General features: G+C 71.6%; 22 protein-coding genes. 12 read left to right on the top strand and 10 right to left on the bottom strand.

The features are described 5' to 3' along the window. Window positions 1-3: 3 nt before the first annotated feature. The 8 genes from DEI81_RS03175 (at window position 4) to lnt (ending at window position 9,807) form a co-directional block, all read left to right on the top strand. Window positions 4-741 carry an HAD family phosphatase gene (locus DEI81_RS03175; RefSeq protein ID WP_111009068.1) on the top strand — a complete coding sequence of 246 codons (738 nt, stop codon included), beginning with the start codon at window positions 4-6 and terminating at the stop codon, window positions 739-741. Then, entirely contained in the window at window positions 738-1,751 is a 1,014-nt protein-coding gene (locus DEI81_RS03170; RefSeq protein WP_111009067.1) for a tRNA (adenine-N1)-methyltransferase, read from the top strand. Before DEI81_RS03175 ends, DEI81_RS03170 begins: the two co-directional genes overlap by 4 nt. A gap of 63 nt (window positions 1,752-1,814) precedes the next feature. Further along, window positions 1,815-2,726 (top strand): FKBP-type peptidyl-prolyl cis-trans isomerase, encoded by a 912-nt coding sequence (locus DEI81_RS03165; RefSeq protein WP_111009066.1) that lies wholly within the window; start codon window positions 1,815-1,817, stop codon window positions 2,724-2,726. 35 nt (window positions 2,727-2,761) lie between these two features. Further along, window positions 2,762-3,808 (top strand): YafY family protein, encoded by a 1,047-nt coding sequence (locus tag DEI81_RS03160; protein ID WP_111009065.1) that lies wholly within the window; start codon window positions 2,762-2,764, stop codon window positions 3,806-3,808. Beyond that, a complete protein-coding gene (locus DEI81_RS03155; protein ID WP_111009064.1) occupies window positions 3,801-4,769 on the top strand; it encodes a YafY family protein in 969 nt (322 codons plus the stop codon). The genes DEI81_RS03160 and DEI81_RS03155 overlap by 8 nt, the downstream gene beginning before the upstream one ends. A gap of 129 nt (window positions 4,770-4,898) precedes the next feature. Continuing rightward, window positions 4,899-5,654: a twin-arginine translocase subunit TatC gene (gene tatC / locus DEI81_RS03150; protein ID WP_111009341.1), complete on the top strand. Its 756-nt coding sequence runs from the start codon at window positions 4,899-4,901 to the stop codon at window positions 5,652-5,654. Beyond that, complete coding sequence (locus tag DEI81_RS03145; protein ID WP_111009063.1) at window positions 5,651-8,149, top strand: RNA helicase; 2,499 nt, start codon at window positions 5,651-5,653, stop codon at window positions 8,147-8,149. The genes tatC and DEI81_RS03145 overlap by 4 nt, the downstream gene beginning before the upstream one ends. Before the next feature lie 11 nt (window positions 8,150-8,160). After that, on the top strand, window positions 8,161-9,807 hold the full coding sequence (lnt, locus tag DEI81_RS03140; protein ID WP_111009062.1) for an apolipoprotein N-acyltransferase: 1,647 nt from the start codon (window positions 8,161-8,163) through the stop codon (window positions 9,805-9,807). Window positions 9,808-9,864: 57 nt separating this feature from the next. On the opposite strand, the gene DEI81_RS03135 is transcribed toward lnt, so the two are convergent. The 3 genes from DEI81_RS03135 to DEI81_RS03125 form a co-directional block, all read right to left on the bottom strand. Next, entirely contained in the window at window positions 9,865-10,230 is a 366-nt protein-coding gene (locus DEI81_RS03135; protein WP_111009061.1) for an RNA polymerase-binding protein RbpA, read from the bottom strand. A gap of 104 nt (window positions 10,231-10,334) precedes the next feature. Then, complete coding sequence (locus DEI81_RS03130; protein WP_111009060.1) at window positions 10,335-11,543, bottom strand: SPFH domain-containing protein; 1,209 nt, start codon at window positions 11,541-11,543, stop codon at window positions 10,335-10,337. After that, window positions 11,540-12,022, bottom strand: a complete 483-nt coding sequence (locus DEI81_RS03125) for an NfeD family protein (protein ID WP_146244005.1) — start codon at window positions 12,020-12,022, stop codon at window positions 11,540-11,542. Before DEI81_RS03125 ends, DEI81_RS03130 begins: the two co-directional genes overlap by 4 nt. A 184-nt stretch (window positions 12,023-12,206) precedes the next feature. Between DEI81_RS03125 and DEI81_RS03120 the strand changes: the two genes are divergently transcribed. After that, window positions 12,207-12,977, top strand: coding sequence for an SDR family oxidoreductase (locus DEI81_RS03120; protein ID WP_111009058.1), 771 nt, complete (start codon window positions 12,207-12,209; stop codon window positions 12,975-12,977). Between the two features lie 12 nt (window positions 12,978-12,989). Beyond that, entirely contained in the window at window positions 12,990-13,439 is a 450-nt protein-coding gene (locus DEI81_RS03115) for an NUDIX hydrolase (RefSeq protein WP_111009057.1), read from the top strand. Window positions 13,440-13,444: 5 nt separating this feature from the next. Here DEI81_RS03115 and DEI81_RS03110 read toward each other — a convergent pair whose 3' ends face one another. From DEI81_RS03110 to dhaK, 7 genes are all read right to left on the bottom strand, one after another. Next, window positions 13,445-13,840: a VOC family protein gene (locus DEI81_RS03110; RefSeq protein WP_111009056.1), complete on the bottom strand. Its 396-nt coding sequence runs from the start codon at window positions 13,838-13,840 to the stop codon at window positions 13,445-13,447. 65 nt (window positions 13,841-13,905) lie between these two features. Beyond that, entirely contained in the window at window positions 13,906-14,451 is a 546-nt protein-coding gene (locus tag DEI81_RS03105) for a DinB family protein (protein WP_111009055.1), read from the bottom strand. Between the two features lie 27 nt (window positions 14,452-14,478). Then, window positions 14,479-15,855: an NtaA/DmoA family FMN-dependent monooxygenase gene (locus DEI81_RS03100; RefSeq protein WP_111009054.1), complete on the bottom strand. Its 1,377-nt coding sequence runs from the start codon at window positions 15,853-15,855 to the stop codon at window positions 14,479-14,481. 300 nt (window positions 15,856-16,155) lie between these two features. Further along, entirely contained in the window at window positions 16,156-16,470 is a 315-nt protein-coding gene (locus DEI81_RS03095; RefSeq protein WP_111009053.1) for a DUF4190 domain-containing protein, read from the bottom strand. Between the two features lie 110 nt (window positions 16,471-16,580). Continuing rightward, a complete protein-coding gene (gene dhaM / locus DEI81_RS03090; RefSeq protein WP_111009052.1) occupies window positions 16,581-17,288 on the bottom strand; it encodes a dihydroxyacetone kinase phosphoryl donor subunit DhaM in 708 nt (235 codons plus the stop codon). After that, window positions 17,285-17,923 (bottom strand): dihydroxyacetone kinase subunit DhaL, encoded by a 639-nt coding sequence (gene dhaL, locus DEI81_RS03085; protein WP_111009051.1) that lies wholly within the window; start codon window positions 17,921-17,923, stop codon window positions 17,285-17,287. Before dhaL ends, dhaM begins: the two co-directional genes overlap by 4 nt. Before the next feature lie 23 nt (window positions 17,924-17,946). Further along, window positions 17,947-18,948 carry a dihydroxyacetone kinase subunit DhaK gene (gene dhaK / locus DEI81_RS03080; protein ID WP_111009050.1) on the bottom strand — a complete coding sequence of 334 codons (1,002 nt, stop codon included), beginning with the start codon at window positions 18,946-18,948 and terminating at the stop codon, window positions 17,947-17,949. 306 nt (window positions 18,949-19,254) lie between these two features. Between dhaK and DEI81_RS03075 the strand changes: the two genes are divergently transcribed. Together DEI81_RS03075 and glpK are read left to right on the top strand one after the other, a co-directional pair. Continuing rightward, complete coding sequence (locus tag DEI81_RS03075; protein ID WP_111009049.1) at window positions 19,255-19,980, top strand: MIP/aquaporin family protein; 726 nt, start codon at window positions 19,255-19,257, stop codon at window positions 19,978-19,980. Window positions 19,981-20,144: 164 nt separating this feature from the next. After that, window positions 20,145-21,656 carry a glycerol kinase GlpK gene (gene glpK / locus DEI81_RS03070; RefSeq protein ID WP_111009048.1) on the top strand — a complete coding sequence of 504 codons (1,512 nt, stop codon included), beginning with the start codon at window positions 20,145-20,147 and terminating at the stop codon, window positions 21,654-21,656. Window positions 21,657-21,687 lie beyond the last annotated feature (31 nt).

Genomic DNA, 21,687 nt, shown 5'->3' with positions numbered 1-21,687 from the left:
GCCGTGACCTCCGAACTCCCCGCCGCGGTCCTCTGGGACATGGACGGCACCCTCGTGGACACCGAGCCGATCTGGCAGCGGTCCCAGATGGTGCTGACCGCGCAGTACGACGCCCCGTGGACCCACGAGGACGGCTTGTCCCTCGTCGGCAGTGGCCTCGAGCGCTCCGGCGAGATCCTCCGTGAGCACGGCGTGGACCTGACCGTGGAGGAGATCGTCGAGTGGATGACGACCTACGTGGTCGAGCACATGCACGACGCCATGCCGTGGCGTCCCGGGGCCCGCGAGCTCGTCGAGGAGCTGCACGACCGCGGCGTCCCGACCGCACTCGTGACGATGTCCCGGCGACGGATGGCGGTCGACGTGGCCGAGTTGCTCGGCGCGAGGGGGTTCCGCGTGGTCGTCGCGGGCGACGACGTGGAGCACGCCAAGCCGCACCCCGAGGCGTACCTCCGTGCTGCGGCAGAACTCGGCGTCGACCCGGCCCGCTGCGTCGCGATCGAGGACTCGCCGACGGGTGTCGCCGCGGCGCTCGCCTCCGGGGCCGTCACGGTCGCGGTCGAGCACGTCGTGCCGATCGCCGAGGGCAGCGCCGACGTCCGGCTCGAGTCGCTGGACGGCGTGGACGTCGACCGGCTCGTCGCACTGACGGCGCCCGCGTTCTCGGCGCACGCCGCCGCGGCGACCACGGCGTCCTCCGGGGCGGCGGCGGCGCAGCTCCCGGGCGAGGGCGCGCGATGACCGGCGCGCCAGCCCGCGGTCCCTTCCGTGCCGGCGACCGCGTCCAGCTCACCGGCCCGAAGGGCAAGCTGACCACGCTCTCGCTCGAGACCGGCGGCGAGTACCACACGCACCGCGGCGTCCTCCGCCACGACGACGTGATCGGCCAGCAGGACGGCTCCGTGATCGCCTCGTCGAGCGGCGACGAGTACCTGGCCCTCCGCCCCCTGCTGAACGACTACGTCATGTCCATGCCCCGCGGGGCCGCGATCGTCTACCCGAAGGACGCGGCCCAGATCGTCGCCTTCGCGGACGTGTTCCCGGGGGCCCGGGTCGTCGAGGCCGGCGTCGGCTCGGGCGCGCTCTCGCTGTGGTTGCTCCGGGCGATCGGCGCCGAGGGGACCCTGCACTCGTTCGAGCGTCGTTCCGAGTTCGCCGACATCGCCCGCGGCAACGTCGCCACGTTCCTCGGGGCCGATCCGGACAACTGGACCGTCACCGTGGGCGACCTCGTCGAGGAGTTGGCGCAGCACGTCGACGCCGGATCCGTCGACCGGGTCGTGCTCGACATGCTCGCGCCGTGGGAGTGCGTGGACGACGCCGCCGACGCACTCGTGCCCGGCGGACTCATCGTCTGCTACGTGGCGACCGTGACGCAGCTCTCCCGCGTGTGCGAGGCGATCCGCGACACCGGCCGCTACACCGAGCCGGAGCCGAGCGAGACGCTCGTCCGCACCTGGCACGTCGACGGACTCGCCGTGCGTCCCGACCACCGGATGGTCGGCCACACCGGGTTCCTGGTGACGGCCCGACGGCTCGCGGACGGCGTCGTGCTGCCCGACCACCGGCGCCGTCGCAAGCCCGAGTTCGCCGACGAGGACGTCGAGCTGTGGACGCCCGGCGCCGTGGGCGAGCGGGCGACGAGCGACAAGAAGCTCCGGAAGGTCGCCCGGCAGGCGGCCGCGCAGGCCCGGAAGGTCGCCGCGGCGGACGGGCCCCGGGCGGACGAGGCGCCAGCGGACGACCGCTAAGCTCTACCGGAGTCGTCCGGCGTCATCCGGGCGCGAACCCCCGAACGAGTGGAAAGAGGGTCCGTGCGCACCATCCCCGCACTCCTGGTCACGGTCGGCCTCGTCGCGTCGCTCACAGCGTGCGCGTCGGGCTCGGCGTCCGCGGGGGGATGCACGGCACCCGCGCCCGGCAACGCGTCCGAGGCCGTGTCGGCGTCCGGCGCGATCGGTGCGAAGCCGACGGTCCACGTCCCGTCGCCGCTCACCACGAAGCGGACCGAGGTCTCCGTGCTCCACCAGGGGTCCGGCCGTGTCCTCGGCGAGGGTTCCCCGGCGGTCATCGAGTACACGGTGGTGGACGGCGCGACCGGCAAGACCCTGCAGACGAGCGGGTACAAGGGGACGACGAGTCCCATCACCGTCGGGTCGACGAACGGCGGTGCACTGGGCAACGCGCTCGAGTGCGCGCGGGTCGGTGACCGCCTCGCGATCGTGGTGTCGAAGAAGGCGCTCCAGAACGGCAGCACCACCACGGCGAAGGTCCAACAGGACGCCGCGGTCGTCGTTGCGGACGTCGTGGACGGCTTCGCCTCGCGTGCCGACGGACGGCCACAGGTCGCCGCCGACGGCATGCCGGCCGTCGTGCTCGCCCCGAACGGTGCGCCCGGGATCACCGTGCCCGCCACCGCTGCACCGTCGACTGACCAGGTGCACCTGCTCCGCAAGGGGTCCGGCCGCGAGATCACCGCGAAGGACACGGCAGTGGTCAAGTACACCGCGGTCAACTGGGGCACGAACTCGACTGTCGCCGGGTCGAGCTGGACCGACGGATCGGGTGCCGTGACGGTCCCGCTGGCGCCCGGCAACCAGATCGCGGCATCGATCCGCAAGGCCCTGATCGGCAAGCAGGTCGGCGACCAGGTGCTCGCCGTCGTCAAGCAGAACGGCACGACGTACGCGTACGTGTTCGACCTGCTCGGCGTGATGCCACGCTGATCCCGGGGGTACGCCCGCTGCCGTAGGATCGGGGCGTGCCAGCGACCCGATCCCCGCGTGTCCCGGCGGAGGAACGGCTGTTCAGCCTCGTGCTCGCGCTCCTGTCGACGGAGTCGGGGCTCACGAAGGGCGAGATCCTCGCGAACGTGCAGGGATACCGCCAGCGGTACACGCCGGGTGGTGACAACGCCTCGCTCGAGCGTCAGTTCGAGCGCGACAAGGACGACGTCCGCGAACTCGGTGTCCCGCTCGAGACCATCGAGACGCCCGGTGCGACCGGCAACAACCAGACGCTGCGCTACCGGATCCCGAAGGGCGAGTACGACCTGCCCGAGGACGTCCGGTTCACCCCGGACGAGTCCGCGCTGCTGTCCCTGGCGGCGATGGCCTGGCGTGAGGGCGCGCTCTCCGCCGACTCCCGTCGCGCCCTGCTCAAGCTGCGGTCCGTCGGCGGTACCGACGACGACGGCGAGGACGCGCTCGCGGACGGCCGCGCCGTGGACGCCTACGCTCCTCGGCTCCGGGCCAGGGACGCCGCGTTCGAACCACTGCGCGCCGCGCTCGACCGCGCCGCCGCCGTCCGGTTCGACTACATCACACCGGGCAGCACCAAGGCTCGGACCCGGCAGGTCGCGCCACTGGCACTCGTGCAGCACGGCGGACGCTGGATGCTCGCCGCGCACGAGTTCGCGACCGACTCCGACAAGAACTACCTGCTCTCCCGCGTCGTCGGTCCGGTCACGACGTACGAGGTCGGCCAGCACGAGGCGCCGGCGGACGCCGGGGAGCGTGCCCTCGCGGAACTCGACCGGGTCTGGGCGAACCGGACCGCCACGATCGAGGTCGCCACGGGCAGTGACGCCGAGCGGCGACTCGCCCGCCGACGCGGCACCACCACGGACGCCGACGGTCGGCTCGTCCTGCACTTCGTGGATCCCCAGATCCTGGCCGAGGAGCTCGCCGCCTTCGGGCCGGAGGTCCGTGTCGTGGAGCCGTCGGCCGTGCGGGACCTCGTGTGTGCCCGTCTCGAGCGACTCGTGCAGGACCACGACGACACCGCGGGGGAGGCTGCCCGTGGCTGAGCAGCCGCTCCAGGCGCAGGACAAGCTCGCGTTCCTCCTGTCGCTCGTGCCGTACCTCATCGACCGCGAGCGCGTGTCGGTCACCGAGGCAGCACGACACTTCGGGGTCCCCGCGGCTCGGATCCGCCGCGCCGTCGAGCTCATCGCCGTGTCGGGGGTCCCGGGCGAGACCATGCAGTACCAACACGGTGACCTGTTCGACATCGCCTGGGACGACTTCGAGCAGAACGACATGATCGTGTTGACCAACCTCGTCGCGATCGACGACTCCCCGCGGCTCTCGGCCCGCGAGGCCTCGGCGCTCATCGCCGGCCTGCAGTACCTGTCGGCGCTACCCGAGGCCGGGGACCCCGAGGCGATCCACGCGCTCATCGCGAAGCTGTCCCGTGGGGCGGGTGGCGCCTCCAGTTCGGTCGCGGTCGGGCAGGACGCGCACGACGTCACCCTCGAGGTGATCCGGCGGGCGATGTCGGCCGGTCGGGGCCTCCGGTTCGACTACGCGGGGCCGCGGGCGCCCCGTGGTGAACGCCGCGTGGACCCGCTCCGGGTCGAGTCCATCGACACCGACTGGTACCTGCGCGCCTGGGACCTCGATCGCGATGCGCTCCGGACCTTCCGACTCGACCGCATGTCGGGCGTCGCCGTGGACGACCGTCCGGCGACGAAACGGATCGAGGACGTCGAGATCCCCGACACGTTGTTCCAACGTGGGCCCGAGGACACGATCGTCACCGTGGAGCTCGACTCCTCGTCCCTGCCGCTCGTCGCGGATTACCTCGCCGACACCGCGGACGACCCGGACGACCAGGGCCGCGTCCGCATCCGGCTCGCCGCGACCGGGTTCGACGGCGTCGTCCGCCTCGTCGCCGGGCTGCCCGGCCGTGCGGTCGTGCTGCACCCACCCGCCGCGCGCGCGGCCCTCCGCGCCTTCGCCGCGGCAGCGCTCGCCCCCGCGGACTGAGCCGCCCCCAGCGTCGTCCGCCATGTCGGTCCACGGCGGAGAGGACGTAGGATCACAGCCATGGCCTCGACGACTGCGCGCGGACGCCAGCCTCGCCCGGGGATGCCGAAGAAGGACCCCGAGGGGCGGATGTCCCTCGGACAGCACCTCGTCGAGCTCCGCAAGCGCCTGTTCCGCGCCGTGCTCGCCATCGCCGTGTGTGCCGTGGCGGGGTGGTTCCTCACGCCGTGGGTGCTCGACGCCCTCCGCGCGCCGGTCCGCAACCTGGCCCGTGCCGGCGGCGGGCACGTCGCCGAGCTGAACTTCCCGGTGATCACCGGTGCGTTCGACCTCCGTCTGCAGATCGCGATCACGATCGGCATCGTCATCTCGAGCCCCGTGTGGCTCTACCAGGTGTGGGCCTTCATCGTGCCGGCGCTGGTCCGCCGCGAGAAGCTCTACGTCATCGGCTTCTTCGGCTCGGCGATCCCGCTCTTCCTCGGCGGCTGCTTCTGCGGGTGGTACGTCCTGCCGCACATCGTCGGGATCCTCGGCAGCTTCGTGTCGCACGAGGACGCCTCGATCGTGGACGCCAAGACCTACTACGACTTCGTCATCAAGCTCGTCCTCGCCATCGGCATCGCGTTCGTGCTCCCGGTGTTCCTCGTGCTCCTCAACTTCGTCGGGGTGCTCTCCGCCGCGGCCATCATCGGCTCCTGGCGCATCGCGATCCTCTGCATCCTCGTGTTCACCGCCCTGGTCACGCCGTCGGCCGACGTCATCTCGATGTTCCTGCTCGCCGTGCCGATGGTCGTGCTGTACATCGCTGCCTGCGCGGTCTCGTGGTTCCACGACCGGCGCGCAGCGCGACGTCAGGCAGCGGTGGACGCGGAGTACGGCCTGTGACCGACACGGGACTGACCCCGGCCGCCCGGTTCGCCGCCGCCCGCGCGCGGGCGCGGTCACGGAACCTCGAGCTGTTCCGCACCGAGCTCCGATTCGACCTCGACCCGTTCCAGATGGCGTCGTGCCTGGCGCTCGACGAGGGCCGCAGCGTGCTCGTCGCCGCGCCCACCGGTGCCGGCAAGACGGTCGTCGCCGAGTTCGCGGTGTGGCTCGCGATGCGTTCCCCGACGGCGAAGGTGTTCTACACCACGCCGATCAAGGCGCTGTCGAACCAGAAGTACGGCGAACTCGTCGACGCGTACGGCGAGTCGGAGGTCGGGCTGCTCACGGGCGACACCAACGTCAACCCGAGGGCGCGCGTGGTCGTGATGACGACCGAGGTGCTCCGCAACATGATCTACGCGGAGTCCGACCTGCTCGACGACCTGGCCTACGTCGTGCTCGACGAGGTCCACTACCTCGCCGACCGGTTCCGCGGGCCGGTGTGGGAAGAGGTGATCCTGCACCTGCCGAGCGAGGTCCGGCTCGTCTCCCTGTCGGCGACCGTGTCGAACGCCGAGGAGTTCGGCGACTGGCTGCAGGCGGTGCGCGGGGACACGGACGTCATCGTGTCGGAGGAGCGTCCGGTGCCGCTCGAGCAGCACGTGCTCGTCGGTCCGAAGCTCGTCGACCTGTTCGACTCGTCGGGTGCGGCGGCGACCAACCGTGTCAACCCGGAGCTCATGCGACTGGTCGGTGGGGCCTCGCGGGGTGGCGACCGCAACGGCGGTCGAGGCCGCGGCCGCGGACGCGGTCCGGCGTACGACCATCGCGGGCCGCGCCAGGAACGCATGCACCGCGAGGGCATCGTCCACATGCTCGACGAGCGGCGGTTGCTGCCGGCCATCTTCTTCGTGTTCAGCCGGAACGGATGCGACCAGGGCGTGCGCCAGGTCCTCCGCTCCGGGATCTCGCTGACGACCGCCGCTGAGCGCCGCGAGATCCGCGAGACCGCCGAGTACCACTGCCGCACGCTGCTCGACGAGGACCTCGCGGTGCTCGGCTACTGGGAGTGGCTCGAGGGCCTCGAGCGGGGCGTCGCGGCGCACCACGCGGGTCTGCTGCCGGCGTTCAAGGAGGTCGTCGAGGACCTGTTCCAGCGCAAGCTGCTCAAGGTCGTGCTCGCCACCGAGACCCTGGCGCTCGGGGTCAACATGCCGGCTCGCACGGTGGTGCTCGAGAAGCTCGAGAAGTTCAACGGCGAGGCGCGCGTCCCGATCACGCCGGGGGAGTACACGCAGCTGACCGGCCGCGCCGGTCGCCGCGGGATCGACGTCGAGGGCCATGCGGTCATCCAGTGGACCGACGGCCTCGAACCACAGGCGGTGGCGTCGCTCGCCTCTCGCCGGACCTACCCGCTGAACTCCGCGTTCAAGCCGACGTACAACATGGCCGTCAACCTCATCGAGCAGTTCGGGCGGGAGCGGACGCGCGAGGTCCTCGAGACGTCGTTCGCGCAGTTCCAGGCGGACCGCTCGGTCGTCGATCTCGCCCGGAAGGCCCGATCGCAGCAGGAGTCGCTCGACGGCTACCGCCGGTCCATGGAGTGCCACCTCGGGGACTTCACGGAGTACGCGGCGCTCCGACGCGAGCTCTCCGACCTGGAGCGGTCGACGATCCCGGGCGGCCGCGAGTCCTCACACGGTGCACGCCAGGAGCGGCAGGCCGCGATCAGCGAGGTCCGGCGACGCATGCAGCGGCATCCCTGCCACGCGTGTCCCGACCGCGAGGCGCACGCGCGCTGGGCCGAGCGTTGGTACCGCCTGTCCCGCTCCACCGACAAGCTGCTCGCGCAGATCCGCTCGCGCACCGGTGCGGTGGCGATCGTGTTCGACCGGGTGACCGACGTCCTCCTGGCTCTCGGCTACCTGACCCGCGACGCGCCGGAGGACGTGGACGGCGTCCCGGTGCCGACGTCCGAGTCCGCGGGGGCCCGACGGGACGAGGTGCGCGTCGCCGCCGGTGGGCGCCGGTTGCAGCGCATCTACGGCGACCGCGACCTGCTCGTCGCGGAGTGCATCGAGGCGCACGTCTGGGACGAGTTGACACCGGCGCAGCTCGCGGCGATGGCGGCGACGATCGTCTACGAGCCCCGCCGCGAGGACGCTCCCGGCACGGAACACGCGCTGCCCCGCGGCGCCTTCCGTCCGGCCCTCGACGAGACGCTCACGATCTGGGCGCGCCTCGACGACCTCGAGCGGGACCACCGCCTGGCGGGGTCGATGCCGCCCACGCCCGCGATCGCGCTCGGCGTCTTCCGATGGGCGTCGGGGTCCTCGCTCGACGACGTCCTCCGGACCCTCGACCTCGCCGCAGGCGACTTCGTCCGGTGGTCCAAGCAGGTGATCGACCTGCTCGACCAGCTCCGCAACGCGGCCGACGCGCCGTTGTCGCGCACCGCCTCCCGTGCCGCCGACGCCATGCGCCGTGGCATCGTCGCCTACGCGACGGTCTGAGGGACGATCCCATGACGACGACCGAGGACCGTCCGACGCGCCTGCCCGCCGTCGGCGCGGAGGCCGTGCAGTCGCCCCGTCCGACACCGCGGCGGCGCCGTCCCCGGCACCCCCTGCCGGTCTGGAGGCACGGCCCCGGTCACGACGCGGGCGCGGTCGGTGTCCTCCCGCGCTCCGTCGCGTACCCGCTGGCAGCGCTCGGCGGACTCGTCCTCGACCTCGCGTTCCCCGGGGCGGGCGTCTGGGTGCTGGCGTTCCCCGCCGTCGCGGTGATGCTCCTCGCGGTCCGAGGACAGCGGTTCTGGGTGGCGTTCGGGCTCGGCTACGTCTTCGGCGCCGCGTTCTTCCTGGTCGACGTGGACTGGGCGGCGAAGTACCTCGGCCCGGTGCCCTGGCTCGCGCTCGCGCTGTTCGAGGCGCTGTTCCCGGCGCTCGGGGGAGCGGCCATGGCGCTCGCGTACCGGTGGGTGCCGCGGGCGGTTCCGACCGTCCTCGGTCGAGTCCTCCTCACGCCTGCGGTCGTCGCGGCGCTCTGGACGGGCCGCGAGTGGCTCGGCGGGAACTACCCGTACAACGGCTTCTCCTGGGGTCGCGTCGCCCTGAGCCAGTCACAGAGTCCCTTCGCACCGCTCGTCGCTTGGCTCGGGGTGCTCGGACTGACGTTCGTGCTCGTGTTCATGGTGGCGGCACTCGTCGCCCTCGCGGTCGAGGTCGGTGTGCGGCCGTTCGTCCGGGCCGTGCTCGCGGTCGGCGTCGTGGTGGTCGTCCTCGCGGTGCCGGCGTGGCCCGCGACGACATCGGGCATGGTCCGCGTCGAGAGCGTCCAGGGCGACGGTCCGGCGGGGTACTTCGACGGCGCCCAGCCCGGCGAGGTCCTGTCGTCCCAGCTCGACGCGACGGACACGTCGGCCAAGGGAGTCGACATGGTGGTGTGGCCGGAGGCGTCGGCCGAGTTCGACCCTCGGCGCTCGCCCGGGGTGGCGGCGGCCCTCGACGCCCTGAGCACCGCCACGCACGCGCCGATCGTCGCCGGTGCGATCACCGAGAACGCCCGTGGCCAGTACCACAACACGTCCTTCGTCTGGCAGGCCGGCAAGGGCTGGCTGGGCTCCTACGACAAGGCCCATCCGGTGCCCTTCGGTGAGTACGTGCCCGACCGCTGGTTCTACAGCAAGCTCGCGCCGTCCCTGATCGGGCTGATCGGCCGTGACTACACGCCGGGGACGAAGCCGAACACCGTCAGCGTCGCGGGCGTGCGCGTCGGGCTCGCGATCTGCTTCGACATCGTCGACGACCGCCTGACCGACGAGATGACGGCCGCCCATGCGCAGCTCATCCTCGCCCAGACGAACAACGCCGACTTCGACGGCACCGACGAGAACCTGCAGCAGCTCGCGATCGCCCGGATGCGTGCGATCGAGACGGGGCGCTCGCTCGTGAACATCTCGACCGTCGGGGCGAGCGCGGTCGTCGATCCGTCCGGACGCACCATCGACTCGGTTCCGGCCTACACGGCCACGTCGATGGTGACCGACGTGCCGCTGGGGACGAGCACCACGCCGGCGACCGTCATCGGCACCGGTCTGACGACCGTCGTCGTCATCGGTGGCGTGCTCGTCCTGCTCGGCGCGGCGCCGTGGCGTCGGCGCCGCACATGACGGGAGGGCCGCCCTCGTGATGAGGACGGCCCTCCCGGTCCGCAGGCGCCGACGGTGTCAGGCGCCGATCTTCTGTTCGCCACGTCGGGCGCGCAGGTAGGTCAGGCGCTCCTGCAGGAGCTCTTCGAGCTCCTCGCGGGACCGCCGCTCGAGCAGCATGTCCCAGTGGGTGCGCGGCGCTTTCGTGTCGTGTTCCTCGATCGGGACGGGAGCGCCGTCATCACCGAGGAGACGACCCTCCTGCCCGCTCCTGGGGGACTGCCACGTGTCGGGGATCTCCGCCTCGGCGGCGAAGACGACCTCGAACGTCGTGCCCTTGTCGGTCTGGTAGACGGCTCGCCTGCGCTCGGAGAACTCGACGCCCTCTTCGCTCTGGAGACTCTGGCTCCCGAGTCGCATGCCCCGGAGACTGCGATCAGCCATGGTTCGCTCCTTCCGCATCGCTTCCGTGTATGGGAACCGCGCTACCCGCCCGGGTGTTTCCGATGTTCGCCTTTCACAGAGGCTTCCCAGTCCCCGCGCGCCCGTCAGTCGTGCTGCCGCGAGCTCCCGTCGCTCGCGCCGAGGTGCTCGTCGACACTCCGATCCGACTCCGCCAGTCGGGCGTCGAGCGCCGCGTCCGCTGCGTCGAGCGCCGCTCCGGGCGTCGACGAGGAGGGCGTCGTGTCGGCGAGACTCGCCGCGGCGAGGGCCGAGATGCGGTCCATGAGGGCAGGAGGGGCCGACCCGCCGGCCTCGGTTCCGCCTGCGGGGCGGACCGGAGCGCTCCCGGAGTCCTGGTTGCGGGCGTCCTGGCCGGCGTCGCCGCTGCCCGCGCTCCCGACGTCCGGTCGGCCGCCGCCTCCGAGCGGACCCGCCCCGAAGCCGCGCGCGATGCCCTGCAGTGCCTCGGTGAACTCGCTCGGGATCATCCAGAGCTTGTTGGCGCTGCCCTCGGCGAGCTTCGGGAGGGTCTGCAGGTACTGGTACGACAGCAGCTTGTCGTCCGGGTCGCCCGCGTGGATGGCGCCGAACACCGTCGCGATCGCCTGGGCCTCGCCCTCGGCCTCGAGCACACGGGCCTTCGCTTCGCCCTCGGCACGGAGGATGGCGGACTGCCGCTGGCCCTCGGCCTCGAGGATCTGGGACTGCTTCGTCCCCTCGGCCTGCAGGATGGCGGCACGACGGCTCCGTTCGGCACGCATCTGCTGCTCCATGGAGTCCTGGATCGACGCGGGCGGATCGATCGCCTTGAGCTCGACCCGACCGACGCGGATGCCCCACTTGCCCGTGGCTTCGTCGAGGACGATGCGGAGCTGACCGTTGATGTTGTCACGGCTGGTGAGCGCCTGCTCGAGGTTGAGGCCGCCGACGACGTTGCGGAGGGTCGTGGTCGTCAGCTGCTCGACCGCGCCGAGGTAGTTCGCGATCTCGTACGTCGCGGCCCGGGCGTCGGTCACCTGGAAGTACACGACCGTGTCGATCGACACGACGAGGTTGTCCTCGGTGATGACGGGCTGCGGCGGGAACGAGACCACCTGCTCGCGCATGTCGAGCAGCGGGCGGAGTCGGTCGATGAAGGGCACGAGCAGGTTGAGACCCGGTGTGAGCGTCTTGTGGTAGCGGCCGAGCCGTTCCACGACGCCGGCCCGCGCCTGGGGGATGATCCGGATCGCCCTGCTGAGCACGACGATCACGAAGATGACCACCACCACGATGAGCGCGATGAGCAGGATCGTCCCGGTGGAGACGGTCATGGTGTTGTCCTTTCGGTGAGGCGGACGACCGCCGTGGAGCCCTCGACGCCGGTCACGACGACCGGCGTGCCGAGGGGCGGGCGAACCGGGACCGCGGCGCCGGTGTCGGCGGCGATGCGCGCGCTCCAGGTCTCGCCGTTCGCCAGACGGACCTGGCCGGGGGCGGAGGCCGTGAACGCGACGACGACCTCGCCCGGCATCCCGGTGAGTGCGTCGACGTTCGTGCGGTGCGGATCGGCACCCCGACCCAGCGCGTGGATGACGCGCGGCCGGACGAGGGCGATGAGCAGGAGGGACAGCGCCGCCGCGATGAGCACGGCGGCCCACCACTGGAGTCCGAGCAGCGAGGCGACGAGGCCGCCGGCCGACCCTGCTGCGAGCATCACGAACACGAAGTCGAGCGTGAAGACCTCGACCACGAGGAACACGAGGACGAGGGCGATCCACACGACCACCCAGGTCCACATGACACCGTCCACGCGATCTGCCCTCCCTCGGGTCGCGTTCCGACGGCGCGTGCGTCGCACCGTCCGATCCAGGTGCCGCTCACGCTAGCAGCGCGGGGTGACAGCGGGACGGGAGGCCCGCGTTGCTAGGCTCGGACCCGGTCACGCGCGGTCCAACCGACGGCGGCGCGGGCCCGTATCCGAGGAGACACCACACGTGAGCAACCCCCTGGCCGCCGGTCGACTCGCCGGTACCCGCGCCCTCGTCACCGGGTCGTCCCGGGGGATCGGGGCGGACACCCTCGGTTACCTGGCGGAAGCGGGCGCCCGTGTGGTCGTGAACTACCGGAACAAGGCCAAGCGCGCCGACCAGATCGCGGAGCGCATCACCGCCGCGGGCGGCGAGGCCATCGCCATCGGCGCCGACCTCACGGACCACGACTCCGTGCAGGCGATGTTCGACACGATCGCCGAGCGCTTCGGCGGGCTCGACCTGCTCGTGCTCAACGCCTCCGGCGGCATGGAGGCCGGCATGGGCGACGACTACGCGCTGCGCCTCAACCGCGACGCCCAGGTCGACGTCCTCACGACGGCCGTGCCGCTCATGCCGGCGGGGTCGCGCGTCGTGTTCGTCACGAGCCACCAGGCGCACTTCGTCGAGACCGCCGAGACCCTGCCCGAGTACGTGCCGGTCGCCAAGAGCAAGCGGGCCGGGGAGCTCGCGCTCCGTGACCTCATCCCGCAGCTCGACGCCGCCGGGATCGAGTTCGTGGTCGTCTCCGGCGACATGATCGAGGGCACGATCACGGCGACCCTGCTCGAGCGCATCAACCCGGGTGCGATCAGCGGGCGTCGCGAGTCCGTCGGCAAGCTCTACAACGTCGCCGAGTTCGCGGCCGAGGTCGCCCTCGCCGCGGTCGAGCCCATCCCGGCCGATCACACGAAGCTCGTCGGCGACGTGTCCGAGTTCGTCGGCTCGGCTTCCTAGCGGACCGCGGTCGTGACCGCGCTGCCGGGCCTGCGCCGCACCTCCCGGATCCTGCTGCTCGACGCCGACTGCCGCGTGTTCCTCATGGACACGCGCGCCCCGTCGAGCGACGGGTTCCACCGCTGGATCACCCCGGGCGGCGGTGTCGACCCGGGGGAGTCGTACCGCGACGCCGCGATCCGGGAACTCCGCGAGGAGACCGGCATCGTCATCGAGGACCCGGGGGAGTCCGTCTGGTCGTGGGACTTCGCGGTGGACTTCGACGAGGCCGACCACGACCGCGGCCACTCGGAGTTCTACATCGTGAGGACCACCGGGTTCACCCTGTCGAACGCGGAGTGGACCGACGAGGAGCGCGTCGACATCCTCGACGCGCGCTGGTGGACGGCCGACGAGCTGGCGGCGACGACGGAGCCGTTCGAACCGCCGGAGCTGCCCGCACTCGTGCGCCGCTTCGCCTGACGCGGTCAGTCGCGCGGGGAGAGCACGCAGAACTCGTTGCCCTCGGGGTCGCGCAGGACGACCCAGGAGACGTCGTCGTCCTGACCGACGTCCGCGCGGGTCGCGCCGCGGTCGAGCAACGCCTGCACGTCGGTGGCCTGGTCGTCCTCCGGTCCTGGCGCGAGGTCGATGTGGAGTCGGTTCTTCACCGTCTTGCCTTCGGGGACCGGGACGAACACGAGGCCCGGACCCCGCTCGTGCAGGGGCACGAGACGAGAGGGATCGAGTGCGTGGGGCGGCACGATCACCGCCTCGTCGTCGGCCTCGTACACGAGTCGCCAGTCGAGCGTGTCCGCCCACCACCGCGCTTGCGCGTGCAGGTCCTGACAGTCCACGACGACGCTGTACCACCGAACGGTCATGCCCTGAGTCTGCCGAGCACGGCGGGCGACGGCAAGCGCTGGCGGCGGCTCTCCGCCCGCGCCCGTCACTCGCCGACGAGTCCGTCCACGGCCTCCCGGATCAGGTCGGCGTGCCCGTTGTGCCGGGCGTACTCCTCGATCATGTGGCAGAGCACCCAGCGGAGGCTCGGCCGTCGCCCGTCCGGCCACGCCACGGCCGACGCCCGGTCGAGTCCGCCGTCCGCGAGCGCGGTCGCGACGGCGCCGCGAGCGCGCTCCACCGCCTCGGTCCACAGCGACCGGAGGGCGTCGGGGTCGTCGTCCGCGGCGGTCCGCCACTCCCAGTCCGGGTCGACGTCCCAGTCGACGGCGTCCCAGGGAGCGCGGTCGGGGTGCCCGAGCACGACGTGGTCGAACCAGTCGTCCTCGACGAGCGCGAGGTGTTTCAGCATCCCCCCGAGCGTCATGGTCGAGACGCCGACGCTCGTCGTGAGACCCGCGGCGTCGAGGCCCGACGTCTTCCACGCGAAGGTCGCGCGCTGGTACTCGAGGAACCCGACGAGTGTCGCGGCCTCGTCGGCCGCGACCGGCGGCTCGGGGCGTCCCACCGCATCGACCACGACGTCGTCCATGGCGCGATGGTAGCGCGGTCCCCGGCGTCAGGACACCGTCGTCACGGCACCCGCGTTCCGGCGCAGCTCGGCGGGGAGGCGCCGGTGTCCGGGCCCGAAGAACCGCTCGCGCAGGGTGTCGCCGACGTACTCGTCCCGGGCGAGACCGCGGGCACGGAGCACCGGCAGCAGGTACTCGATGAGGTCCTCGTACGTGCCCGGTGTCATGTGGGGCTGGATGAGGAACCCGTCCGCATCCGTCGTCCGCACGAACTCCTCGACCTGGTTCGCCACGCTCGCGCCGGTTCCGACGAAGACGCTGCCGTTGATGCCCGTCACCCGGAAGTCCTCGATGATCTCGCGCACGGTGGGGCCGGGGCGACCGTCACGGCCGAGGTACCGCTGCAGGTTCGACAGCCCGAGCTCGGTCCGCTGCTGCGCCAGAGGCTGGTCCGGGTCGAGCGCCAGGAGGTCGACACCGGTGTTCCCGGCGAAGATCGCCGCGGCCCCCTCGGGGGTCGACATCGCGAGCATCTCCCGGTGCGTCCGCTGCGCCGCCTCCTCGGTCGGTCCGACGAGGAACAGCGCGCCGACCAGGACCTTGACGGCGCTGGGGGAGCGGCCGGCCTCGACCGCGGCCTGCCGGATCGCGGCGATGTTCCGTGCGACCCGCTCCGGTGCCCCGCCGGCAACGAACACGGCTTCGGCGTGCTCACCGGCGAACCGCATCCCGCGCCCCGATGTCCCCGCCTGGACGAGGAGCGGCGTTCGCTGCGGCGACGGCGGCAGGTTGAGGATGCCGCGCGAGCGGAAGTACGGCCCGTCGTGCGTGATCATCCGGACCCCGGCCGGGTCCGCGTACGTGTTCGTCGCCTTGTCCCGGACCAGCGCGTCGTCGGCCCACGAGTCCTCCCACAGCGCCAGGTCGAGCGCCAGGTAGTCGTCCGCCATGTCGTAGCGCTCGTCGTGCGGCACGAGGGCCTTGCCCATCAGGTCCGCCGCGGTCGCGCCCGAGGACCCGGTGACGATGTTCCAGCCGATCCGGCCCTTGGTGAAGTGGTCGAGCGTGGCGAACCGGCGGGCGTTCGCCGCGGGTGGTTCGACCGTGGTGGAGGCCGTGAGGATGAACCCGAGTCGCTCGGTCGCCGCGGCAAGCGCGGTCACGAGCGGCATCGGATCGCCGCCCGGGATCCCACGACCCTCCTTGACCGAGGCCGGGATGAGTTCGCCGTCGAGCGCCGGGAACCCGTAGCTGTCGGCGAGGAACAGGAGGTCGAGCCGTGCCTCCTCGAACATCCGTGCCAGACGGATCCAGTGGTCGAGGTCGGTGAAGTCGGCCGAGCGGTCGTCGGGGTGCTGCCACGCCGACCCGACGGTGCCGTTCGGGCTGAGGCTCTGGAAGATGCCGAGGATGAGCGGGTCCATGTCCCATTGATGCCATGGATCGTGTTTCGCCCGGGTGAACTCTGCCGACCGGACACGCGTGGACGCTGCCGACCGGACACGCGTGGACGCTGCCGACCGGACACCCGTGGATGCTGCCGACCGGACACCCGTGGATGCTGCCGACCGGACACCCGGTCTGCCGACTCTGACGGGCGCCGATAATGCATATTATGTCAGGAAAGCGTCACCGGTGGGCCGGTTGGAACGGCGGACGGCTCTGCTCGGAACCGTGGATGGCCCCGGCGTTCTGCCGAGGCCATCCGTCGATCCGCAGGAGTGTCACATGTGCTGCGAGATGATCGACGCCGCGACGATGATGTTCACGATCGCCGCGACGATGGCGATGGCGCCCAGGATGACGCCAGCCAGTGCCATGCCGCGCCCGCGCCCAGCGGCAGCGCCGCGTCGACGCGCCACGAGGCCGAGCACGAGCGCCAGGACGCCGCAGATGATCCCGATGATGGGGACGAGGAGCGCGAACACGACACCGATGACCCCGAGCACGAGGGCGGCGATCGTGAGACCGTTCGAGCGCGACGGAGCGGTGACGGGACCGCCGGGCTCAGTCGGTGCGGGCGGGTAGTTCTCGGACATGCGGGGTCCCTCTCGAACGGGACGCGCCCAGGGGCCGTCGGAGTGCGGCGTCGCGCGTCACCGCGGACGCTAGTCGCCGGACCCAGCCGTTGTCCGATTTTCGCTCACGGTTACTCGGCGTCCCGCTCACCGAACCCGGAGGCCGTGAGCGCGACGAGCGCCTCGACCGCGTCCCGCGCGTCCTCCCCCGTCGCGTCGATGGCGACGGTCGCGCCCTGGGGCAGTGCGAGCGCCATGATCGCCAGCAAGCTCTTGGCGTCCACGCCGTTCACGGTGACCGACGCGTCGTACTTGGCGGCGGTCTTGACGAACTCGGCCGCGGGTCGGGCGTGGAGTCCCGAGGCGTTCACGAGCTCGACCGTCGCCGAGACGACGCCCGTGGTCGGTCCGGCCGGGGTGTCACCGTCCGGTAGGGACTCCGGCCCGTCCGGTGTGTCCGCTCCCCCGGCGGACTCCGAGGCCGCGACCACCGCGTGGGTGTCGCCTCCGGTCTGCGCCGCGACCGCGGCTGCGACGGTCCCCTCGACCAGCGGCGCGTGCGAGACGTGCACCCGACCACGGTCGTCGTCCGTCAAGAAGTCGAGTGCGGTGTCGGTCGTCAGGTAGGCCGAACCGAGGTCACACAGGACGACGACGCCGTCGGTGTCGCCGAGCGCGGCGATGCCGTCGGTGACGGCCTCGAAGCTCGTCCCGATGCCGCCGTCGTCGGTGCCGCCCGCGGTCGCGAACCGGACGTCCGGGGCCATCTGTGCCGCGAGCTCGACGACGCCCTCGGCGATCTTGGCGCTGTGCGAGACGACGAGGATCCCGACGCTCACGCCGGGCCGCCCGATGCGTCCACCGCTGCCCGGAGGAGCAGCGCGGTCGACTGCGCGCCCGGATCGCGGTGCCCCACGGCGCGCTCCCCCAGGTAGCTCGCCCGGCCCTTGCGCGCGACGAGCGGCTCGGTCGCCGCCGCGCCCTCGGCCGCCGCGTCGGCCGCCGCCACGAGCACGGCCTCCGGGGTCGCTCCCCCGGCCGCCGCGGCGGTGCCGGCATCGACGGCCGGCGTCCACGCGTCGATCATGGTCTTGTCGTCGGGCTCGGCCTTGCCGCGGGCGACGATGCCATCCCGCGCGGCGGTCAGCAGGGCGACCACGGCGTCGGCGTCGAGCGTCTCACGATCCCCCAGCGCCTGCGACGCGCGCAGGAACGCGGTGCCGAAGAGCGGTCCCGACGCGCCGCCGACCGTGCTGATGAGCCGCGTGGCGACGAGCTTGAGGACCGCGCCGGGGGTCGCCAGGTCGCCATCGTCGAGGGACTCGACGACGGCGTGGAACCCACGGTCGAGGTTCTCCCCGTGGTCGCCGTCCCCGATCTCGCGGTCGAGGGCGATGAGGTCGGTGCGGTTGTCCCGGATGACGTCGGCGGTCCTGCGGATCCACTGCGTCGCCCAGTCGGTGTCGAGCGGCATGTCGTTCCTCTCTGTCGGGGCGGTCAGCGGCCCCAGCGGAGCGCCGGGGTCTCGACCGGGGCGTCCCAGAGTGCGGTGGTGTCGTCGTCGAGCACCGTGACGGTGATCGAGAACCCCTGCATCTCGAGGGACGTGACGTGGTTCCCGACCAAGCTACGCGACAGCTCGAGTCCCTGGTCCGACAGGATCTCGGCGGCGCGGCGGAACACGATGTACAGCTCGGACAGTGGAGTGCCGCCCATCCCGTTGACGAACAGGAGCACGCGGGAGCCGCGCGGTGCGTCGAGGTCCGCGAGCACCGGTTCGATCACCTGCTCGACGAGGACGTCGGCCGGGGCCATCGGGATGCGCTCGCGCCCGGGTTCGCCGTGGATGCCGATGCCGAGCTCGACCTCGTCGTCCCCGAGGGTGAACGACGGCTCCCCCGCGTGCGGCACCGTGCACGGCGCGAGCGCCAGCCCCATGGACCGTGTCGACGCGATCGCGCGTCGGGCGACGTCCGCGACCGCGTCGAGGTCGTCACCGCGCTGGGCAGCGGCCCCTGCGAGCTTCTCCACGACGACGGTGCCGGCGACCCCGCGGCGCCCTGCCGTGTAGAGGGAGTCCTGCACGGCGACGTCGTCGTCGACGAGCACCGACACGACGCGGATCCCCTCGGCCTCGGCGAGTTCGGCGGCCGTCTCGAAGTTGAGGACGTCGCCCGTGTAGTTCTTGACGATGTGGAGCACACCCGCTCCCCCGTCGACCGCCTTCGTCGCGTCGACGATCGGGTCGGGCGTCGGCGACGTGAAGACCGGTCCCGGCACCGCGGCGTCGAGCATGCCGTACCCGATGAACCCGGCATGCAGCGGCTCGTGGCCACTCCCCCCACCGCTGACGATGGCGACCTTGCCGGCGACCGGCGCGTCGGCGCGGCGGAGGTGGACGGGGTCCTCCTGGAGGACGACGGCCCCGGCGTGGGCGAGCGCGAACCCGCGGACCGTCTCCGTGACGACCTCGCGCGGATCGTTGACGAGCTTCTTCATGCGGTGCCTCCCGTGGTCGGCCCGAGACGACGAGGGTGGTCACGGTCGTCGTCGTCCGGTGCTGGACGTCAATGTAGCGCGAGGGCTCCGCAGCACTGCCTGCACGAACGTGCAGGATCGTCGGACCCTCGTGCGGTCATCGAGCAGGAGCGGCCCGCTCCTCCCCCTGCACGTTCGTGCAACCCGTCCGCACGGCCGCGGATCGGCCATCCTGGGAGCCCTCGCCCGCCGCTATGCTCGGCGAGAATCACTCAACGGGGAGTGGCGGGTCGCCCGCACCTCCTCCTCATGACAAGGAGGTTGCCGATGGACGGCATCGGGATCAAGTTCCTCTCCGAGGTGGTGGGCACGGCGGTGCTGGTCCTCCTCGGCACCGGCGTCGTGGCGAACGTCGCCCTGACGAAGACCAAGGGGTTCGCGGCCGGCACCCTGATGGTCACGATCGGTTGGGGCTTCGCCGTGTTCGCCGGCGTCACGGTGTCGTACAAGTCGGGTGCGCACCTCAACCCGGCGGTGAGTCTGGCGCAGTTCATCCTCGGCAACATCTCGTTCGGCACGATGCTGCTGTACTGGCTCGCGCAGATGATCGGTGGGGTCATCGGAGCGGTGCTGTGCTGGCTCGCATACCGGCAGCACTTCGACCAGGAACCGGACCCGGCAGCCAAGCTCGGCGTGTTCTCCACCGGTCCTGCCATCCGCAACTACGCCTGGAACCTCGTGACCGAGATCATCGGCACGTTCGTCCTCGTCTTCGTCATCATCGCCTTCACGAACGGCAAGACCCCCGCGGAGCTCGGCGCCATCCCCGTGGCCTTCCTCGTCATCGCGATCGGCGTCAGTCTCGGCGGTCCGACCGGGTACGCGATCAACCCGGCGCGTGACCTCGGTCCGCGCATCGCACACGCCTTCCTGCCGATCCGCGGCAAGGGATCGAATGACTGGGCCTACGCCTGGGTCCCGGTCGTCGGCCCGCTCGTCGGCGGCGCGCTCGCGGCGGTGCTGTCCGTGGCACTGCTCCCGATCGTCAGCTGACGCGGGACCACGGGCGTCCACGACCACGGGCTTCCACGACCACGTCCCCGTCCCGGGCCCTGAGCGGACCCGCCGACCGGACCCCGTCCCTCCCGGACCGGTCCCAACCGAACCGTCGCGCCGCACCAGCGGCCGGCACCGACAACCCAGAGGAGCACACACCAATGGCCGACTACATCGTCGCCATCGACCAGGGCACCACGAGCACGCGAGCGATCGTCTTCGACCACTCCGGGTCCATCGTGTCCGTCGGGCAGAAGGAACACGAGCAGATCTTCCCCCGCGCGGGCTGGGTGGAGCACGACCCGACCGAGATCTGGGACAACACGCGCGAGGTGATCGGTCAGGCGCTCTCGCGGGCGGACATCACCCGGCACGACGTCGCGGCCGTGGGCATCACCAACCAGCGTGAGACCGCCGTCGTGTGGGACAAGACCACGGGCAAGCCGGTCTACAACGCGATCGTCTGGCAGGACACCCGCACGCAGTCCATCGTCGACCGCCTCGCGGACGGTGACACCGACCGCTTCAAGTCGATCGTCGGCCTGCCACTCGCGACGTACTTCGCCGGCACCAAGATCATGTGGATCCTCGAGAACGTCGAGGGGGCGCGGGAGAAGGCCGAGGCGGGTGACCTGCTCTTCGGGACGACCGACACCTGGGTGCTCTGGAACCTCACCGGCGGCACGGATGGAGGCGTCCACGCGACCGACGTGACGAACGCGTCGCGGACCCTCTTCATGGACCTCGAGACGCTCGAGTGGCGCGACGACATCCTCGAGCAGTTCGGCGTGCCGAAGTCGATGCTGCCGAAGATCTGCTCGTCATCCGAGGTGTACGGCACGGTCGAGCCGTCGAACCTGCTGCGCGAGGTGCCGATCGCGGGCATCCTCGGCGACCAGCAGGCCGCGACGTTCGGTCAGGCGGCGTTCGACCAGGGTGAGTCGAAGAACACCTACGGCACCGGCAACTTCCTCATCTTCAACACGGGAACCGACATCGTCCGGTCGGAGAACGGGCTCCTCACCACGGTCGGGTACAAGCTCGGCGACCAGCCGACGCACTACGCGCTCGAGGGCTCCATCGCCGTCACCGGGTCGCTCATCCAGTGGCTCCGCGACAACCTCGGCCTGATCGGGAGCGCGCCGGAGGTCGAGGCGCTCGCGACGACCGTGGAGGACAACGGCGGCGTGTACGTCGTCCCGGCCTTCTCCGGGTTGTTCGCGCCGTACTGGCGCTCGGACGCCCGTGGTGCGATCGTCGGGCTCACCCGATACGCGAACAAGGGCCACATCGCCCGCGCCGCGCTCGAGGCGACCGCGTTCCAGACGCGCGAGGTCCTCGACGCCGTCAACGCCGACTCGGGCGTCGACCTGACGGAGCTCAAGGTCGACGGCGGCATGGTCGCGAACGACGCCCTCATGCAGTTCCAGGCGGACATCCTCGACGTGCCCGTCGTGCGGCCGGTCGTCGCGGAGACCACCGCGCTCGGTGCGGCGTACGCGGCCGGTCTCGCCGTCGGGTTCTGGCAGAACCTCGACGAGCTGCGGGCGAACTGGCAGGAGGACAAGCGGTGGGAGCCCCAGCTCGACGAGACCGAGCGGGCGCGCCAGATCCGGCTCTGGAAGAAGGCCGTCACGAAGACCTTCGACTGGGTCGACGAGGACGTCCTCTGAGCCGCTGACGCCCGCCGACGGACGGCCCCGA

The sequence above is a fragment of the Curtobacterium sp. MCBD17_013 genome (assembly GCF_003234565.1).
Classification (GTDB): domain Bacteria; phylum Actinomycetota; class Actinomycetes; order Actinomycetales; family Microbacteriaceae; genus Curtobacterium.
The sequence above is the reverse complement of the archived record's forward strand: the minus strand, read 5'-3'. Positions and strand labels throughout refer to the sequence as shown.